Genomic DNA, 16,751 nt, shown 5'->3' with positions numbered 1-16,751 from the left:
TTAATCAAATTCTATTGGTCCATAGAAATATACATACTTTTACGGGCATTACCCAATAATAGTGTAATCTATTCCTTGTTATGTTTTTATGTTACATTCTGTTATCGGTAACACAGAGAAAGCGATTGCATTAAAACGGTTTCAAATCTACAATAAGAATGTGAGATAAATAAGGAGGGAAAATTTCATGAAGAGTTATAAAAAACTATTAATGTCAGGAGTAGCGTTACTTACTGCATTCTCTTTAACCGCTTGTGGCGGCAATGATACGAAAGAAAGTTCAAAAGGTGGATCTTCTGACGGAAAACAAACATTAACAGTGTCAGTAGATGGAGATGGGTATAAAAAATATATTGATAGTATCAAAGGCGATTTTGAATCTGAAAATAATGCCGAAGTAAAAGTTGTCGTAATGGCAATGACAGATCAAGCTGATGCATTAGCACTAGATGGTCCTGCTGGAACTGGTCCAGATGTATTTATCGCACCATATGACCGTGTTGGTTCAATGGGAAGTCAGGGGCATTTAGCTGAAGTAACAGCACAGCCTGAAGGAATTACAGAAACGGAAGAAAAACTAGTAACTTTTGATGGAAAACAATATGGTACACCATTGGTTATCGAAACTTTAGTAGGATTCTATAATAAAGATTTAATTAAAGAAATGCCAAAAGATTTCTCAGAGATAGAAGCTTTAACTAAAGACAGCAAGTATGCGTTTGAAGCTGAGTCTGGCAAGAACACAGCATTCTTAGCAAAATGGACGGACTTCTATTTTAGTTATGGATTAGTTGCTGGATATGGTGGATATGCATTTGGAAGTGAAGGAACAGATCCAACTGATATTGGTTTAAACAACCAAGGTACAATTGATGCCATTAAATATGCAAAGACTTGGTATGATCAATGGCCTAAAGGTATGCAGGACGTAACCGGTTCCGGTGACTTTATCACAGAAATGTTTACTACTGGTAAAACAGCTGTAATTATTGATGGTCCATGGATGGCAGCTACTTTTAAAGATGCTGGCGTTAATTATGGAGTTGGTGCAATCCCTACATTGCCAAACGGTGAAAAATTCGCAGCATTTGGTGGAGGAAAAGCTTGGGTAGCATCTTCTTATGCAAAAGATCCGGAATTAGCTGCTAAATGGTTAGAGTATGTTGGTAATGCTGACAATTCAACAAAATTCTTTGAAGCTACAAACGAAATTCCTGCAAATACAATTGCACGCAAAGCGGTACCAGCAGATAATGAATTAGCTCAAGCAGTTATTGCAAACTTTGAAAACGCTTCTCCAATGCCTAATATTCAACAAATGGCTGAAGTATGGGATGGCGGACAATATCTAATGTTTGATGCAGTTTCTGGTGCAAAAACACCTGAACAATCTGCAGAAGATACAGTGAAAAATATTAAAGAATCGATTGATCAAAAATATAAATAAGGAAGCTTAAAAAAAGGGAGAGATTCCACTCCCTTTTAGCTGAAATTTCTAATTGTCATAGCTGATAATTAGAAATTTCGTCTTTCCATAACGCAATCGTTTGCATTGAAAACACTTACAAAACAAGTTGGTTTATCAAAAAAAGTTGGGCGAGTGATGATTTTTTTTGGTAAATCAATAAATTACCATTATGCAACAATATGCAATTTTATAGAAAGGGGATAGCCCACAATGAGTCAAAATGAAAGAAATCATAAAAAGAAAGCATCCCTGTTATCCATTATTCCTGGGTTAGGTCAGTTTTATAATAAACAAGCATTTAAAGGAATAGTATTTTTTGCTCTCTTCTTAGTTTTTGCAATAGAGATGGCATTAACTGGATTTCAGGCTTTAGAAGGCTTAATAACATTAGGAAGTATACCTCGTGATGATCACTCGTTATTCCTAATGATTAAAGGAACATTACAGTTAATTTTAACTGTTATCTTTCTCTTCTTCTATATATTAAATATTTTTGATGCTCGTAAGATAGGAGCATTAAGAGATAGAGGAGAAAAAATCAATACGAAGACGGTAGATATATTGAAAAATCTTTGGGAGCAAGGATTCCCTTATATCTTTACATTCCCGTCTTATATTTTAATGGCTTTTATCATTATTTTTCCGGTATTAGTGACATTATTTATCGCTTTTACAAACTATGATTTTCAACATATACCGCCATTTAAGCTGATTGATTGGATTGGTTTTGAGAACTTTACCAACATCTTTTTCTTAAGTTCTTATCGCGCAACATTTATGAAAATCCTTGTTTGGACATTAATTTGGACATTTGGGGCAACTACGTTACAAATCGTTCTTGGTGTCGTTGCTGCTGTTGTGCTACATCAGAAACATGTAAAAGGGAAAGCATTTTTCCGAATTCTTTTCTTATTGCCATGGGCTGTACCAGCATTTATTTCTATCATGGGATTCTCTAATATGTTTAATGACAGTATCGGTGCTATTAACGCACAAGTAATCCCATTGATTAATCATCTTCCGTTCATTGACATACCGGCAATTTCTTGGAAGACAGATGCGGCTTGGACAAAAACAGCACTTATTATGATCCAAGGCTGGCTTGGATTCCCATATATTTTTGTAATGGTAACAGGAGTATTGCAATCTATTTCAGATGATTTATATGAAGCAGCCAACCTTGATGGAGCAACTGCTTTGCAGCAATTCCGCAATATCACACTACCGATGATCCTTTTTGCAACAGCGCCAGTTATGATCACACAGTATACATTTAACTTTAACAACTTCTCTATCATCTACTTGTTTAATGAAGGTGGTCCAGGAAGTATTGGATGGAATGCAGGATCGACAGATATCCTCATTTCGTGGATTTATAAATTAACAACAGGGCAAGCACCGCAATATGCAGTTGCAGCAGCGGTAACATTGATTATTTCCGCAATTGTAATTGCAGTATCACTCATAACATTTAAGAAAACAAATGCTTTTGGCAATGAGGAGATGATGTAGGATGAGCATGAAAGCATCGCGACTTATCAATAGAATATTAACGTACGGTTTTCTTGGAATCCTATCAATAGTAATCATTTACCCATTATTAGTAACGGCATCAAGTGCCTTTCAAGCTACTAATATGGCGGCATTTACTTTGAAATTGAATGCAAACTGGGGACTTGATAATTTCCAAAGACTTTTTAGCGAAACGAATTATTTAAGCTGGTATAAAAATACGATTATTATTGCGGTTGCAGTAATGGTTGTGCAAGTAACATTGGTAACTCTTTCTGGATATGTATTCAGCCGCTATCGCTTTGTTGGAAGAAAATATAGCTTAATTTTCTTCCTCGTTATTCAAATGGTTCCGACAATGGCAGCATTAACGGCTTATTACGTACTAGCGACAGTACTTGGAGCAATTGATTCTTATTGGCTGCTATCATTAATCTATATCGGTGGTGGTATTCCGATGAACGTATGGTTAATGAAAGGGTATTTTGATACCATTCCGCGTGAATTTGACGAAAGTGCAAGAATTGATGGAGCAGGTCATTTAAGAATCTTTGTACAAATTAATTTACCACTGGTGCGCCCAATGCTTGCTGTTCAAGCTTTATGGGCATTTATGACACCATTTAATGATTTCTTATTATCTAAGTTTTTATTACGCTCCAACGAATTATTAACATTGGCGGTTGGGTTACAAACATTAATTTCCAACCCGCGTGAACAAAAGGTAGCGCTATTTGCGGCAGGGGCGGTTCTCGCAGCATTACCAATTGTTGTCTTATTCTTCTTCCTGCAAAAGAACTTTGTATCTGGTTTAACTAGCGGTGGATCAAAAGGCTAATCAATGACCAAGAGAAGAAATGATAGAGACGTCTGCTATTAGTGGGGCGGGCGTCTTTAGGATAGAAAGAAAACAACGAAGAATTTTAAGTAAGAGAGTGGGATTACAATGAAGAAGTCGGAACCATTTTTGATGCAATATTTTAAGTCTATTATTACACCGACAAATGTATTTAAGGGTAAGAATCTATTAACATGGCCGAAAATGATTTTCCTTTTTATTTTCTTAATTGCCTGCATGATGATGCCAACCTCTATTCAAATGGCAAAACTAACAAACTTCCCATTTGAGTTTTTGTTTCCAAAAACAGCTGAATTAATCACAGATGACTTTGCCGATTCATTGTCTTCTAAACAAGTTAAGAACGGCAAGTTAGTGGGAATAGACAGTCAATATACAGAAGAGACAGGCGGAAATGTGATTGCGATTGATAAAGATAATAAATATCAGCTGACTGGAGAAGACCAGACAATTGGTATAAAAGGATATGCAAACGCCATTGTTTTTAAAGAGGACTATGCTGTAGTTGCCGAAGAAAATGGGTTTGGGTTTCAATTGTACTACCCAATGAATGAGGAGAAATATCCTTTCAAAATAGAAAACAAGGAAGATGTCCTGCAATATATCGGAACATTATGGTATGTGCAGAACAAAGCCTTCCTTCTGCCAATCCTGTTACTATTACTGGCTGGTGTTTATACAGCGATGAATGTAGTGCAATTTCTATTTATGTCATTCGTATTATGGCTGACAAAGAAATCCAATATTACCGATATAAGAACCTTTAAAGAGGCAGCAACCATCGTCCTTAATGCAGCAGGACTGCCAACCATATTAGCTGTAATCTATGGATTTATTCAATTTGATGTTGCAACCTTCATCATGATACAAGGACTTGGAACGGTATTAATGATTGCATTTGCATTTTTTAGAACAGGTTTTAAAGAAAAAAGATTAAAGGTAGACTCAGATAAAGCATAGGGAGAGAAGATTATGACAAATAAGCGTCTTTTCGAAATAAACAGCTGGAAGCTAATATCAAATAAGTTGGAAAAAAAAGAAAAGCGACTGCAGGAAAGCCTAACCTCCATTGGAAATGGTTATATGGGGATGCGGGGAAACTTTGAAGAAGGCTACTCTGGGGATTTTCATCAAGGTACGTATATTGCAGGCGTATGGTTTCCTGATAAAACAAGAGTTGGCTGGTGGAAAAATGGCTATCCTCAATATTTTGGTAAAGTGATCAATGCGCTGAACTTCATTGGTGTAGATATTTATGTAGACGGCACCAAAGTAGATTTGTATAAGGAAAACATTACTGATTTTCACCTAGAGCTAGATATGAAGGAAGGCATTTTAAGAAGAAGCTTCATCCTCCACAAAGGAGAAAGTCAAATCCAGTTTAAGTTTGAGCGCTTTTTAAGTATTGTTGCAAAAGAAGTTTGTGCAATAGATATAAAGGTAACAGCGCTAACAGGAGCGCATAAGATTGAATTAGTTCCATATTTAGATGGTGATGTGACTAATGAAGATTCCAACTATGAAGAGAAATTCTGGGAAGAGACTGGCAGAAAAGTAGAAGCTAATGCTGCCAATCTAATAATGAAAACGGTTGATAATCCTTTTGGAACACCAAGATTTGCAGTATCTGCTTCGATGTCAAATACCATAAATCACTTAGAAGTGACTTCTTACAATGAAAAGCCGATGTATGTTGCCAATGCATATAACAATAAGCTTAAACAAGGGGATACACTCCACCTCCAGAAGTATGTAGCGGTTTCGACCTCTCGTGATTGGGAAGAAGAAAGATTAGGGGCTGTTTCTGATCTGTTAGCAAAACAAGCGAGAGAAAAAGGATATGATTCCTTAAAAGAAGAACATATTGCTGCCTGGGCAGCCCGCTGGGAAAAGGCGGATGTTCAAATTGATGGGGATGAAGAAGCGCAGCAAGGAATCCGATTCAATATTTTTCAATTATTCTCTACGTACTATGGGGACGATGCGCGTCTCAATGTAGGGCCAAAAGGTTTTACAGGAGAAAAATATGGGGGAGCAACCTACTGGGATACAGAAGCATATATCGTACCAATGTATTTGGCTGTCGCAGAGCCTAAAGTAACAGAGCAGCTATTACGTTATCGCCGCCAACAGCTGCCAGGTGCGGAGCATAATGCCAAACAGCAGGGACTGAAAGGTGCATTATATCCGATGGTAACTTTCACTGGGGTAGAGTGCCATAATGAATGGGAGATTACCTTTGAAGAAATTCATCGTAATGGTGCCATTGCCCATGCTATTTTTAATTACACAACGTACACAGGTGACGAAACCTATGCATTAAATGAAGGATTAGATGTATTAGTCGGAATCAGCCGCTTTTGGGCAGATCGCGTACATTATTCGAAAAAAAATGATCAATACATGATACATGGAGTAACAGGACCAAATGAATATGAGAATAACGTAAATAACAATTGGTATACGAATAAGATTGCGACGTGGACATTAAGATATACTTTAGAATTACTTGATAAAACAACTTCAAAAAGAAAAACAGATTTAAATATTGGCAAAAGTGAATTAGCAAAATGGCAAGAAATCATTGACAAGATGTATTTTCCAGTAGATGAAGAATTGGGAATCTTTGTTCAGCACGATACATTCCTTGATAAGGATTTACAGACTGTAGATACCCTCTTAAAAGAAGAGAGACCACTTAATCAAAATTGGTCTTGGGATAAAATTTTGCGTTCTTGTTTTATTAAGCAGGCCGATGTTTTACAAGGGATGTACTTCTTAAATCATGAATTTAGCTTAGAAGAGAAAAAGCGCAACTTTGATTTTTATGAGCCAATGACTGTACATGAATCAAGTCTTTCCCCTTGTGTTCATTCTATTTTAGCAGCAGAAATCGGGCTGGAGGAAAAGGCATATGAGATGTATCAGCGCACGGCAAGATTAGATCTTGATAATTATAATAACGATACAGAAGATGGATTGCATATAACTAGTATGTCAGGAAGCTGGCTGGCTATTGTCCACGGTTTTGCTGGAATGCGCACAGCAACAGGAATTCTTTCCTTTGCACCGTTTGTTCCTAAAGGATGGAATAGCTACACCTTTACAATCAATTATCGAAATCGATTAATTCGAGTCACGACGACTTCAGAGGAAGTGAAATTAGAGCTTCTGTCTGGGAATGCGTTAAAGATTCAGTTATATGGAAAAGATATTTTATTAGAAAAAGAGTTTGTTGGAAAGAAGTAGCTAGTTAGCAGAAGGGAGCCGTTGATTGATTGTTATTCTATTGCTAGAGAAAGGCGCTAGAATAAAGGAAGCGCGGCTCCTTTTTCATAGGAGGACGTGAATATGTTAAAAGGAATTATCTTTGATTTAGACGGAGTTATTACAGACACTGCAGAATATCATTATTTAGCGTGGAAGAAAACAGCTGAGGCCATTGCTGTTCCTTTTGATCGTGAGTTTAATGAAGAATTAAAAGGTGTTAGCCGCATGGACTCTTTATATAAAATACTAGATCATGGGGGAATTCGCGGGCAATTTTCCGACGCGCAAGTGGAAGAGCTGGCACATGATAAAAATACCTATTATCAAGAGCTAATTAAAGAAATTACCCCGAATGATTTATTGCCTGGGATAAAAGACTTCTTGGTAGAATGCAAAGAAGCTGGTTTACAACTTGGCCTTGCTTCTGCAAGCAAAAATGGTCCAGTGATATTAGATCGTTTAGAAGTAACAAACTTTTTTGATACCATCGTTGATCCCGGAAAATTAAAAAAAGGGAAGCCTGATCCAGAAATCTTTGTAAAAGCAGCAGAGCAGCTGCAGTTACAAGTGCGTGAATGTGTGGGAGTGGAAGACGCGGAAGCTGGCATTCAAGCAATAAAGGGAGCAAATATGTTTGCAGTTGGTGTTGGCACCCCTGACCGCATGAAATTAGCAGATTGGCAAGTCGGAAGTACAGCAGAAATAACCCTTGAACGCTTAAAGGAAAAGTTAGGGGAATAATAGAGTGGCAAGAGAATGGAGTGTGTGGTGCGCTCTGTTCTTTTTTATTTGGCTGGGGAAAGTGCTGTTTTGGGGAGAGGGAGTAAAAGTAGCATTCTAAGAGAGATGAAAGCCAGAAAAAGAGGTGTTCATCGCATATAAGCCCCAACCAAGTTAATAATAATAACAAAAAGCGTATTCCCTTGCATAGCGCAGAAGGAATCCGCTTTTTAAAAGAAGGTTGGTGTTAGCTTTTCACCTTGAATTGTAAAATTGAAAATGCACCTGGAGACAATGTTAATTCTTTTTCTAGATTCCAAATAATCTCTTTATCATGATAGAGATCTTGAACATTTTTATTATCGATATTTTCAACAGGAATCGTGAAAGTTTGTTCTTGATCTGTGTTATTAATAGAGAAAATAATATGTTCCTCTTTGTATGTTTTTTGGTACATTGTAATATTATTATTATTTGAATCTACGAAAATAAATGATCCTTTGTTACCAAATGCCGGATGGTTTTTACGAAGTGAAATCAATTTTTGAATATGGGCAAATAAGTCAAGATCTTGCTTTTCTTTTTCCCACACCATACACTTTCTGCAGCCTGGATCCTGTGTACCATCCATTCCTATTTCATCGCCGTAGTAGATACAAGGTGTTCCTGTGAAAGATAAAAGGAATAAATAAAGTAGTTTCACTCTATCCTTTCGATTATTTGCAAGTGTCAAAATACGAGGCGTATCATGACTATCTAATAGATTAAAAGATACTTCATTAACACTACTTGGATACATATGAAGGACATTGGTAATCGTATGTTTGAACTCTGTCGAAGTAATCGAATCCTTCGCAAAGAAATTTACAGCACCTGTTGTGAACGGATAATTCATGACAGCATCAAACTGGTCTCCCTGCAGCCAAGGCATAGAGTCATGCCATATTTCTCCAAGAATATACACATCGGGCTTCAATGCTTTCACTTCTGTGCGGAAATCTCTCCAAAATGGATGATCTACTTCATTGGCAACGTCCAGTCTCCAGCCATCGATGCCAAATTCTCTTACCCAATATCGGCCAACTTCTAATAAATATTCTTTTACTTCTGGATGGCTTGTGTTTAGCTTTGGCATAAACGGGGTAAAGGCAAAAGTATCATAGTTTGGAATTGGTGCTGTTTGAATCGGGAATTCACGAATATGGAACCAATCTTTATAGATAGATTCCTCCCCCTTCTCCATGACATCTTGCCATTGAGGGAAGAAATAACCACTGTGATTAAAAACAGCATCTAACATAACTCGAATCCCATGATCATGAAGAACATCTACCATTTTTTGAAACGTCTGTTTATCGCCAAACTGGGGATCGATTTCCATATAGTCAATTGTATCGTATTTATGATTAGAGTAAGCTTTAAATATTGGAGTGAAATAAACACCATTAACGCCTAAATCGACTAAATAGTCTACATGATCGATAACACCTTGAAAATCGCCGCCAAAAAAGTTGGTAGGGGTTGGCTCTGTACTTCCCCATTCGAGTGTATCAGCAGGATTAAGCATAGGATCCCCGTTAGCAAAGCGTTCTGGGAAAATTTGATACCAAACCGTATCTCTTACCCAGTCGGGAGCATAAAAAGAATCCTCTTTATGCACAAAAGGAATACAAAAATAATAGGCAGTATCATCTGTTGGAATTGCTTGGTAAAATCCTTTTTCTGTATAGATGAGTGTCTCGCCTTTAGAAGATAACTCAAATCCATAGCGTAAACGTCGATACTCAGGCTTTATTTCAATAAACCAATAATCATAAAGTTCTGTGCTGCCACTTTTTTTCATGGGAGCTTTTTCGTATTGCCAAGCTTGATTCACAAAAATGTAAGGGTCTCCAAAAATAAGCTGAACAGACTCCATTTCTGCTTTTTTCGTCTGCAGACGGATGTGGACCATATTTTCTTTATAAATATAAGAAAAATTATTGCCAGGCCGATGGTAAATCGCTTCTTTTAACATAAAATCTCCCTTTCTACGCAATCGTTTGCATTATTAAATAGTTGAGTATCTAGCAAAAAACAATTATAATATAAAAAGATAAAAGGAAAACGTTTGCACCCCTCTATTATCAACCCATTTTCGTTATTTATCAAGCATATTTATAAAAAAATTTAGTTTAAATATAATAGTGAATAATTATTTGTTGTAGAATAAATGAGGTAGTATAATAAATCGCTTTCAATAATTAGTAATCTAATGGATAGAGAAATTTAAATTTATACTGGGGGAGTTCCATTGGCAACACTTTCAGATGTGGCAAAAAAAGCAAATGTCTCAAAGATGACTGTTTCAAGAGTGTTAAATCATCCCGAGCAGGTAACAGATGAATTAAAACAGCTTGTATATAAAGCAATGGAAGAATTAAATTATGTTCCTAATTATGCGGCAAGAGCATTGGTTAATAATCGAACACAAGTGATTAAATTACTGATTTTAGAAGAAATGGATACGGTTGAACCTTATTATATGAATTTATTAACGGGAATGAGCAGGGAGCTGGATAAGAACCATTATTCCTTACAGCTAGTAACAAGGACATCGCTTAATATAGGAAAGTGTGATGGCATCATTGTTACGGGTATGCGTGAATCTGACTATGCTTTTATTGAAAAATTAACAATTCCGGTTGTATTATTTGGAGAGAATTTGCATGGATTTGATTTTGTCGATGTGGATAACAAAAAAGGGACATACGTTACGACTAAACATATTTTAGACCTAGGATATAAGCAGCTAATTTTTATCGGAATTGATGAGAAAGAGCCTTTTGGGCAGCTTCGTGAGGCAGGGTACGTAGATGCAATTTCTGAGAATGCTATAGAAGGAAAAATTATAAGAGTAGCAAATAGTTCAAGAGCAGCAGAGGCAAAGGTTTCTGAATTCCTATCAAAGAATGATGGTAAATTTGGATTTGTTTGCGCTTCTGACCGCATTGCAACAGGGGTGATTCGAGCAATCCAGAAGGCAGGGAAAAGTGTGCCAGAAGACTACGCAGTAACTGGGTTTGATGGCGTCTTTCTAGATAGAATCTCATCACCGAAAATTACCACAATTAAGCAGCCCTTAATGGAAATGGGAGAGGCTTGTGCACGCATGCTCCTAAAAAAAATTAATGAACGAAACAAAAATCAAGGGAAACATATTTTTGAGCCGAAGCTCATTGTTCGTGAATCGACCATTCTAGAAGAGTAGAGTGATTTAACCATTTTTAGCAATTGTCAATTCGTGTTTTGGCGAGGGCAAACAATAGCAGTGATAATAAGAGGATTGTTCTTTTATGATAAAAAACAGCCGATATGCTCTTCAAAAGAGACACAATAAAAAATACCCGCTAAGGAGCACGTACACACAGTCACTCGCTTCTACGGGTATTTATTAAGCCATTATTCCATATTGCTGTGTCTCTTAAAGGCTTCCTCAAATCCAATCTCGTTTAGCTCAGCAAAATTTAGACAAATGGTATCAAAGACAATATGGGCACACTGATCAAATAATGAGCCTAAGGGCTGGATAGACTTTATCTCATTTGCCTGCCGATATTTCGTGCTTGCCGGAATGCAGATTGTATGGGTTGCTTCTTCCACAAGTGGAGAGCTAGGATCAGTAGTTAAGACTAACACAGTGCACCCTAGTTTATGAGCCGTTTCAGCCGTCCAAATAACAGACTTTGTTTTCCCAGAACCAGAAATAGCGACTAATATATCTTCAGAAGAAAGAGCAGGAGTAATGGTCTCTCCCACTACATAAACGGTTGCTCCTAAATGCATTAATCTCATGGCAAAGGATTTGGCCATGAGCCCAGATCGTCCTTCTCCCACGACAAAAATTCTTCTTTTTTCTCTAATTAATGCGGCTGTATCAATTAATAAGTTCTCATTGACTTGTGACAAAACGACTTGAATTTCCTGTTGAATAGCTGTAAGCTTACTCATTGGATAATACCTCCTGATTAAATTGTCTTGCTACCTTTGCTGGATCGGCAGCCTTCGTAATAGCGGAGCCAATAATGGCTATATCGATGCCGCTTTTTTGAAGCTGTGGGATAGAATCGATAGTAATTCCGCCTGCCGCTGCAATTGGGGTTAGGCAGAAAGTGCCGGTTTCCCATTCGCTTTTCCCATTTAATTCTTGCTCATCCTTACTTATATGGTAGCAAAAAATAGCATCCTTAATCGTGGCAAGTGATATCATTTGTTCTCTGGACGTGTTTAATAAATCAATCATTACTTTTTTTTGCTTCTTTTTTGCTACTTCCATACATGTCTCAATGGTTACTTTTGGGGCTGTTCCCATAACTGTGATGATATCTGCCCCGGCAGCAAAGCTAATCTCTGCTTCATATTTCGCATTATCCATTGTTTTCGTGTCAGCAAGGATTTTTTTATGAGGAAATGCTTTTCTCATTTGGCGGACGCTGTCTATTCCAAATTCCTTGATTAGAGAGGTCCCAACTTCAATCCAGTCAATATCAGCTTCTACTAACTGGGCTATACGAATTGCTTCAGAAATAGTTAATCGGTCCAAAGCTAATTGAATAATCATTGTCAACCGTCCTTTCTTTCAATACTAAACCGGTTTATTTAAACGGTAAAAATTTTTAATAGATGTATAGAAGCGTTATTCTGCTCATCTCAATAAGTTTAGAAGGAACGCTTCTCAGATAGATCTTTTATATTTTCTTTATTGAGGATTGTCTAACAATTAATTCACAAGGATAAATAATTTTTTCTACTTTAAAATATTCCTTGTTAACTTGTTTTAATAATATTTCCGTAGCCTTTTTTCCCATTTCAAATGCAGGCTGTGCAATCATAGTCATTGGAGGATTAGAAAGATGTGCAAAAGGAAAATTATCAAAAACAATTAGGGATACATCTTCAGGAATACGTAGTTTCTTTTCCTGTAAAAATGCTAAAGTCTCTAAGAACACTAAATCATTACCTGCTAGAATAGCAGTAGGTGGGTTCTTTTTTTGAAATAGGTGATGTAATTCATTCTTCACATTTTCTATTTCTGAGCTAATAATATTGTCTTCGCAAATGTCTATAGAGTTTTCTAGCAAAGCTTTCTTATAGCCTTCAATTCGTTCTTTTCTTGTCGAAATAGTTAATGGCTGTGTCAAAATAGCTATATTCCTGTGCCCATTTTCCAAAAATAATTTAATTGCGTGATAGCTTGATTCTACATTTGTGGATAGAATAAAAGGAGCATCTATTTCCGGAATATCTCGATCCATAAAGACAACGGGATAATCTTCCTCTATCATTTTGGCATAAATATCGGTGTTTTGCCCTGTTGGAAAAATAATCAGACCATCTACCTGTTTGGCACGCAATGTTTCTATATATGTTCGTTCCTTTTTGGGATTGTTATCAGCGTTGCAAATGATTGCCTGATAATCATGTTCGAAACAGTAATCTTCAATAGAACGGCAGATTTCTGTCGAAAATCGATGGACAATATCAGCAACAATAATTCCAATCATAGAAGTTTTCTTTTGTTTTAGGCTCCGTGCAATATAATTGGGATGATACCCTAGTTGTTCAATGGCACTTTTGATTTTTTTCCTTGTGTCTTCTCCCATATATTCATAACGCTTGTTGATATATTGTGAAACGGTGCTTTTAGAGACACCTGCATATTTCGCTACATCCGCCATGGTTACTTTCGCCATTTGTTTTCCTCTCTCGCTACTTTAATAGATTCTTTTTTAGTATAAAACAATCTACCGTTACAAGAAAGCGAAAGAGGAAAACGCTTAAAAATTAGTCATGCAATGGTTGCTGTGCTAATTTTTCTATTACCTTCTTTTCCTTTTTTGTAGCAATAATTGTTAAAATAGCTGACAATAATAAGGATATTGCCATGAAATTATAAGAAGCTCCAAAACCACCAGTTAAATCATTTAAATAGCCAACGATATAGGCTCCAGCGAAAGAACCTAATGCTCCCATACTATTGATTAATGCCATTGCCCCGCCAGAGACGTTTCTAGGAAGGATTTCTGGAATAATCGCAAAGAAAGGGCCATAAGGTGCATACATTGCTCCTCCAGCAATAGAAAGGAGAATAAAGGATAACCAGAAATTACTTGTGCCAATTAAATAGGAGCCATAGAAGCAAATTGCTCCAATTAAGAGAAATGGATAGACAAAAAGTTTGCGATTTTGATATTTATCTGAGAAATAAGAAACCGCTAACATTAACACACATGCTAGTACATAAGGAATTGATGCAAGCCAGCCCGTTGTTACAATACTTGCATTTGGGGCTGAATTAATAATAGTAGGAAGCCACATCACAAAACCATATACGCCAATACTCCAAAGTGCATATTGAAGACTAAGCAGGATAACAGTCTTTGACTTAAATGCTTCACGATAGTCCTTAACTGGTTTAAGTTCTTTTTGTTCTTCTAACAAAGCTTGATGAATGGCAGCCTTTTCGTCGCTGTTAAGCCATTTTGCATCTTTCGGATGATCATTGACTAGTTTCCACCATAAAAATGCCCAGATAACGGCAGGTAAACCTTCTAATATAAACATCCATCTCCAACCGAGAGATTCAAGAATATAACCAGATACAATACTCATCCATAAAACGGTTGCCGGATTTCCTAGAATGAGGAAGGTATTTGCGCGAGAACGCTCTGCCTTTGTAAACCAATGACTTAGAAATACTAGCATCGCAGGCATAACAGCACTTTCTACTACCCCTAAGCTAAAGCGTATAACGAATAATATGTTCACATTGGAAATGAGGCCAGTGGCTGTTGCTAAGAAACCCCAAAGGATTAATGACCAAAATATTAGTTTTTTTGCGCTCTTATTCTCTGCGTAATGAGCTCCTGGAATTTGAAAGAAGAAATATCCTAAAAAGAATAACGCGCCAAGCAGAGAAGAGGTAGCCGCAGTAATATTTAAATCCTCTGCCAAGCCGCCAGCAGCTCCAAAACTATAATTTGCTCTGTCTAAATAAGCTAAGCTATAAGTAATAAAAACAATCGGGATAAGACGAATCCATCTTTTTTTAGAAAGGGTATTCATATACGTACACTCCTTTGAGATTGATTGTTTATAAAATGCCTAAGTTCTTGTTTATCCGGATAGCCAGTATTGTCACCAAGCGATTGTACAGCTAATGCACCAATTGCATTTCCTCGCTGCACGGATTCCTCTACAGTAAGACTCTCTAAGAACCCACTTATTACTCCAACAGCAAAACCGTCCCCTGCACCAACTGTATCAATCACCTTTGCTACAGGATAGCCATAGATGGTTCCTTCTTCTGTAGGGGATTTATAATAGGCACCTTGCGCGCCAAGTTTGATGATAACTAATTCCACGCCAGCGTCTAAATAATAGGAACCAATATCAGCAGGTGTTTGATAGCCCGTTAGTTTGATGCCTTCCTCTAATCCTGGTAATACATAGTTCGCTTGTTTTGCGAAGAAATTGATGGTATCTACCATTTCCTTTTCTGAATTCCAAAGATTTGGCCTTAAATTTGGATCAAAAGAAACCTTTTTACGCTCCCTTTTAAAAAACGATAAAGCATGCTGAGCAAAATCTCTAGTTTCTAAGGAAAGTGCTAATGGAATCCCAGTCATATGCAGATGCTTTGCTTTCTGAAAATAATCTTCATCAAAGTCCGCGATAGCTAGATGGCTTGCAGCAGAGCCTTTTCGGAAATATTGGACTTCTGGATCACCTTTGGTTACCCGTGACTTTAATTGAAATCCAGTTGGGAAATATGCATCTGTTATGATTTGTTCTATATGAACTCGATTCCTTTGGAGGTTTTCCCTTATAAATTTTCCAAAGGCATCAGCACCAACTTTACTTACAAAGCTAGCTTTATATCCTAATTTAGCTAAGCCGATTGCTACATTTGTTTCCGCACCTGCCAGTTCCATTGTAAAATGCTGTACCTCATGTAGTGGGCCACAAGAGTCGGCTATAAACATTGCCATGGCTTCGCCAAATGTAATGACATCAATTGAGTGCATGTGATTTTTCCCTCCCTTGATTTGCATGGACAATCTCTATAAATTTATTAATCTCCAAGCTTGATCTCTCCAAGGAAAACTCCAATGCTCTCGGAATGGCAGCCGGAATCAAATAATCCATTTTTCGCCAAAATGCATTTGGATCAAGTGGTAAGGGATCGGTAAAAAAATGCTTGCCTTGTTTAAATACATGTTTTAAATGAAAATAAAAAATATATGGTTGGAAAATTTGAAATGCTGTCAATGCATCTTCCTCCTGAATTATCCAGTTGCCTATATCAAATGTCATTTTGATTGGCATCTCCAAATTAGAAGCGTTTTCAAAAAAGGATGCTAACGGCTGGATTTTTCCCCCTTCCATTGTTTGATCATTTTCCACTAATAAGGAAAGAGAAGGGTAGTTCTGGATGATGTTCCATAAGGAGTGCAGCTCTGATTTGTTCTCCAAATAATGTCCCAGGGGGAGCTTAACCCATTTTGCTGAGAGAATCCTGCTCTCCTCCAAGATAGTATGAAGTGCTTGCTCGTTTACAGCACCCGCATTGTTCCAAACTGGAATGGGAGCAGAGTAAACGGTAAATAAGTTAGAATGCTGGAGAATAGGCTGTATAAGCTGTAAGGTTGTTAGCAATTCCTCTTCATGTAATAATTCTCTCCTAATTTCAATTCCGGAGGCTTTTGATTTTGCAATGATTGAAATGGCTTGAAGTAAATCTTTCGTTGCAATTTTTTCGTCAAAAAAGGAGTTCAAAGGGATATATATAGCAGACATTTATATCTCACCTTTCATAAAACGATTTAGTAAACCGGTTTAGTGATATTATAAATGGAATGAAAGCGCTTTTCAATAATTAAT

The 16,751-nt window shown here is 37.0% G+C and carries 14 protein-coding genes; 7 read left to right on the top strand and 7 right to left on the bottom strand.

The window, feature by feature from the left end; genetic code table 11:
- Positions 1 to 187 precede the first annotated feature (187 nt).
- From NSQ92_RS21385 to pgmB, 6 genes are all read left to right on the top strand, one after another.
- Positions 188 to 1,447 (top strand): extracellular solute-binding protein, encoded by a 1,260-nt coding sequence (locus NSQ92_RS21385; RefSeq protein WP_341153204.1) that lies wholly within the window; start codon positions 188 to 190, stop codon positions 1,445 to 1,447.
- Positions 1,448 to 1,678: 231 nt separating this feature from the next.
- Positions 1,679 to 2,980 carry a sugar ABC transporter permease gene (locus NSQ92_RS21380; RefSeq protein ID WP_061796962.1) on the top strand — a complete coding sequence of 434 codons (1,302 nt, stop codon included), beginning with the start codon at positions 1,679 to 1,681 and terminating at the stop codon, positions 2,978 to 2,980.
- Between the two features lies 1 nt (position 2,981).
- Positions 2,982 to 3,818, top strand: a complete 837-nt coding sequence (locus tag NSQ92_RS21375) for a sugar ABC transporter permease (protein WP_061796960.1) — start codon at positions 2,982 to 2,984, stop codon at positions 3,816 to 3,818.
- Between the two features lie 108 nt (positions 3,819 to 3,926).
- Complete coding sequence (locus tag NSQ92_RS21370) at positions 3,927 to 4,799, top strand: DUF1189 family protein (RefSeq protein WP_061796958.1); 873 nt, start codon at positions 3,927 to 3,929, stop codon at positions 4,797 to 4,799.
- Between the two features lie 12 nt (positions 4,800 to 4,811).
- A complete protein-coding gene (locus NSQ92_RS21365; protein WP_341153203.1) occupies positions 4,812 to 7,088 on the top strand; it encodes a glycoside hydrolase family 65 protein in 2,277 nt (758 codons plus the stop codon).
- A gap of 102 nt (positions 7,089 to 7,190) precedes the next feature.
- Positions 7,191 to 7,850, top strand: a complete 660-nt coding sequence (gene pgmB, locus NSQ92_RS21360) for a beta-phosphoglucomutase (protein ID WP_047940860.1) — start codon at positions 7,191 to 7,193, stop codon at positions 7,848 to 7,850.
- Between the two features lie 226 nt (positions 7,851 to 8,076).
- On the opposite strand, the gene NSQ92_RS21355 is transcribed toward pgmB, so the two are convergent.
- Positions 8,077 to 9,846 (bottom strand): glycoside hydrolase family 13 protein, encoded by a 1,770-nt coding sequence (locus NSQ92_RS21355; RefSeq protein ID WP_341153202.1) that lies wholly within the window; start codon positions 9,844 to 9,846, stop codon positions 8,077 to 8,079.
- A gap of 276 nt (positions 9,847 to 10,122) precedes the next feature.
- Here NSQ92_RS21355 and NSQ92_RS21350 point away from each other — a divergent pair, with 276 nt between their 5' ends.
- Complete coding sequence (locus NSQ92_RS21350) at positions 10,123 to 11,079, top strand: LacI family DNA-binding transcriptional regulator (protein ID WP_047940858.1); 957 nt, start codon at positions 10,123 to 10,125, stop codon at positions 11,077 to 11,079.
- A gap of 191 nt (positions 11,080 to 11,270) precedes the next feature.
- Here the strand turns inward: NSQ92_RS21350 and hxlB are convergent, their stop codons facing one another.
- The 6 genes from hxlB to NSQ92_RS21320 all read right to left on the bottom strand — a co-directional run bounded on the left by hxlB (position 11,271) and on the right by NSQ92_RS21320 (position 16,667).
- Positions 11,271 to 11,819, bottom strand: a complete 549-nt coding sequence (gene hxlB / locus NSQ92_RS21345; protein ID WP_341153201.1) for a 6-phospho-3-hexuloisomerase — start codon at positions 11,817 to 11,819, stop codon at positions 11,271 to 11,273.
- Positions 11,812 to 12,429 (bottom strand): 3-hexulose-6-phosphate synthase, encoded by a 618-nt coding sequence (hxlA, locus tag NSQ92_RS21340; RefSeq protein ID WP_047940856.1) that lies wholly within the window; start codon positions 12,427 to 12,429, stop codon positions 11,812 to 11,814. Before hxlA ends, hxlB begins: the two co-directional genes overlap by 8 nt.
- 127 nt (positions 12,430 to 12,556) lie before the next feature.
- Positions 12,557 to 13,561: a LacI family DNA-binding transcriptional regulator gene (locus NSQ92_RS21335; RefSeq protein ID WP_047940855.1), complete on the bottom strand. Its 1,005-nt coding sequence runs from the start codon at positions 13,559 to 13,561 to the stop codon at positions 12,557 to 12,559.
- A 91-nt stretch (positions 13,562 to 13,652) separates the two neighbouring features.
- Positions 13,653 to 14,933, bottom strand: coding sequence for an MFS transporter (locus NSQ92_RS21330; protein ID WP_047940854.1), 1,281 nt, complete (start codon positions 14,931 to 14,933; stop codon positions 13,653 to 13,655).
- Entirely contained in the window at positions 14,930 to 15,895 is a 966-nt protein-coding gene (locus NSQ92_RS21325) for a sugar kinase (RefSeq protein ID WP_341153200.1), read from the bottom strand. The genes NSQ92_RS21330 and NSQ92_RS21325 overlap by 4 nt, the downstream gene beginning before the upstream one ends.
- Complete coding sequence (locus NSQ92_RS21320) at positions 15,882 to 16,667, bottom strand: hypothetical protein (protein ID WP_053215589.1); 786 nt, start codon at positions 16,665 to 16,667, stop codon at positions 15,882 to 15,884. The genes NSQ92_RS21325 and NSQ92_RS21320 overlap by 14 nt, the downstream gene beginning before the upstream one ends.
- Between the last annotated feature and the right edge of the window lie 84 nt (positions 16,668 to 16,751).

The organism is Niallia sp. FSL M8-0099, from assembly GCF_038006945.1.
Taxonomy (GTDB): domain Bacteria; phylum Bacillota; class Bacilli; order Bacillales; family Cytobacillaceae; genus Niallia; species Niallia circulans.
This window is presented reverse-complemented; position numbering and strand designations above follow the sequence as displayed.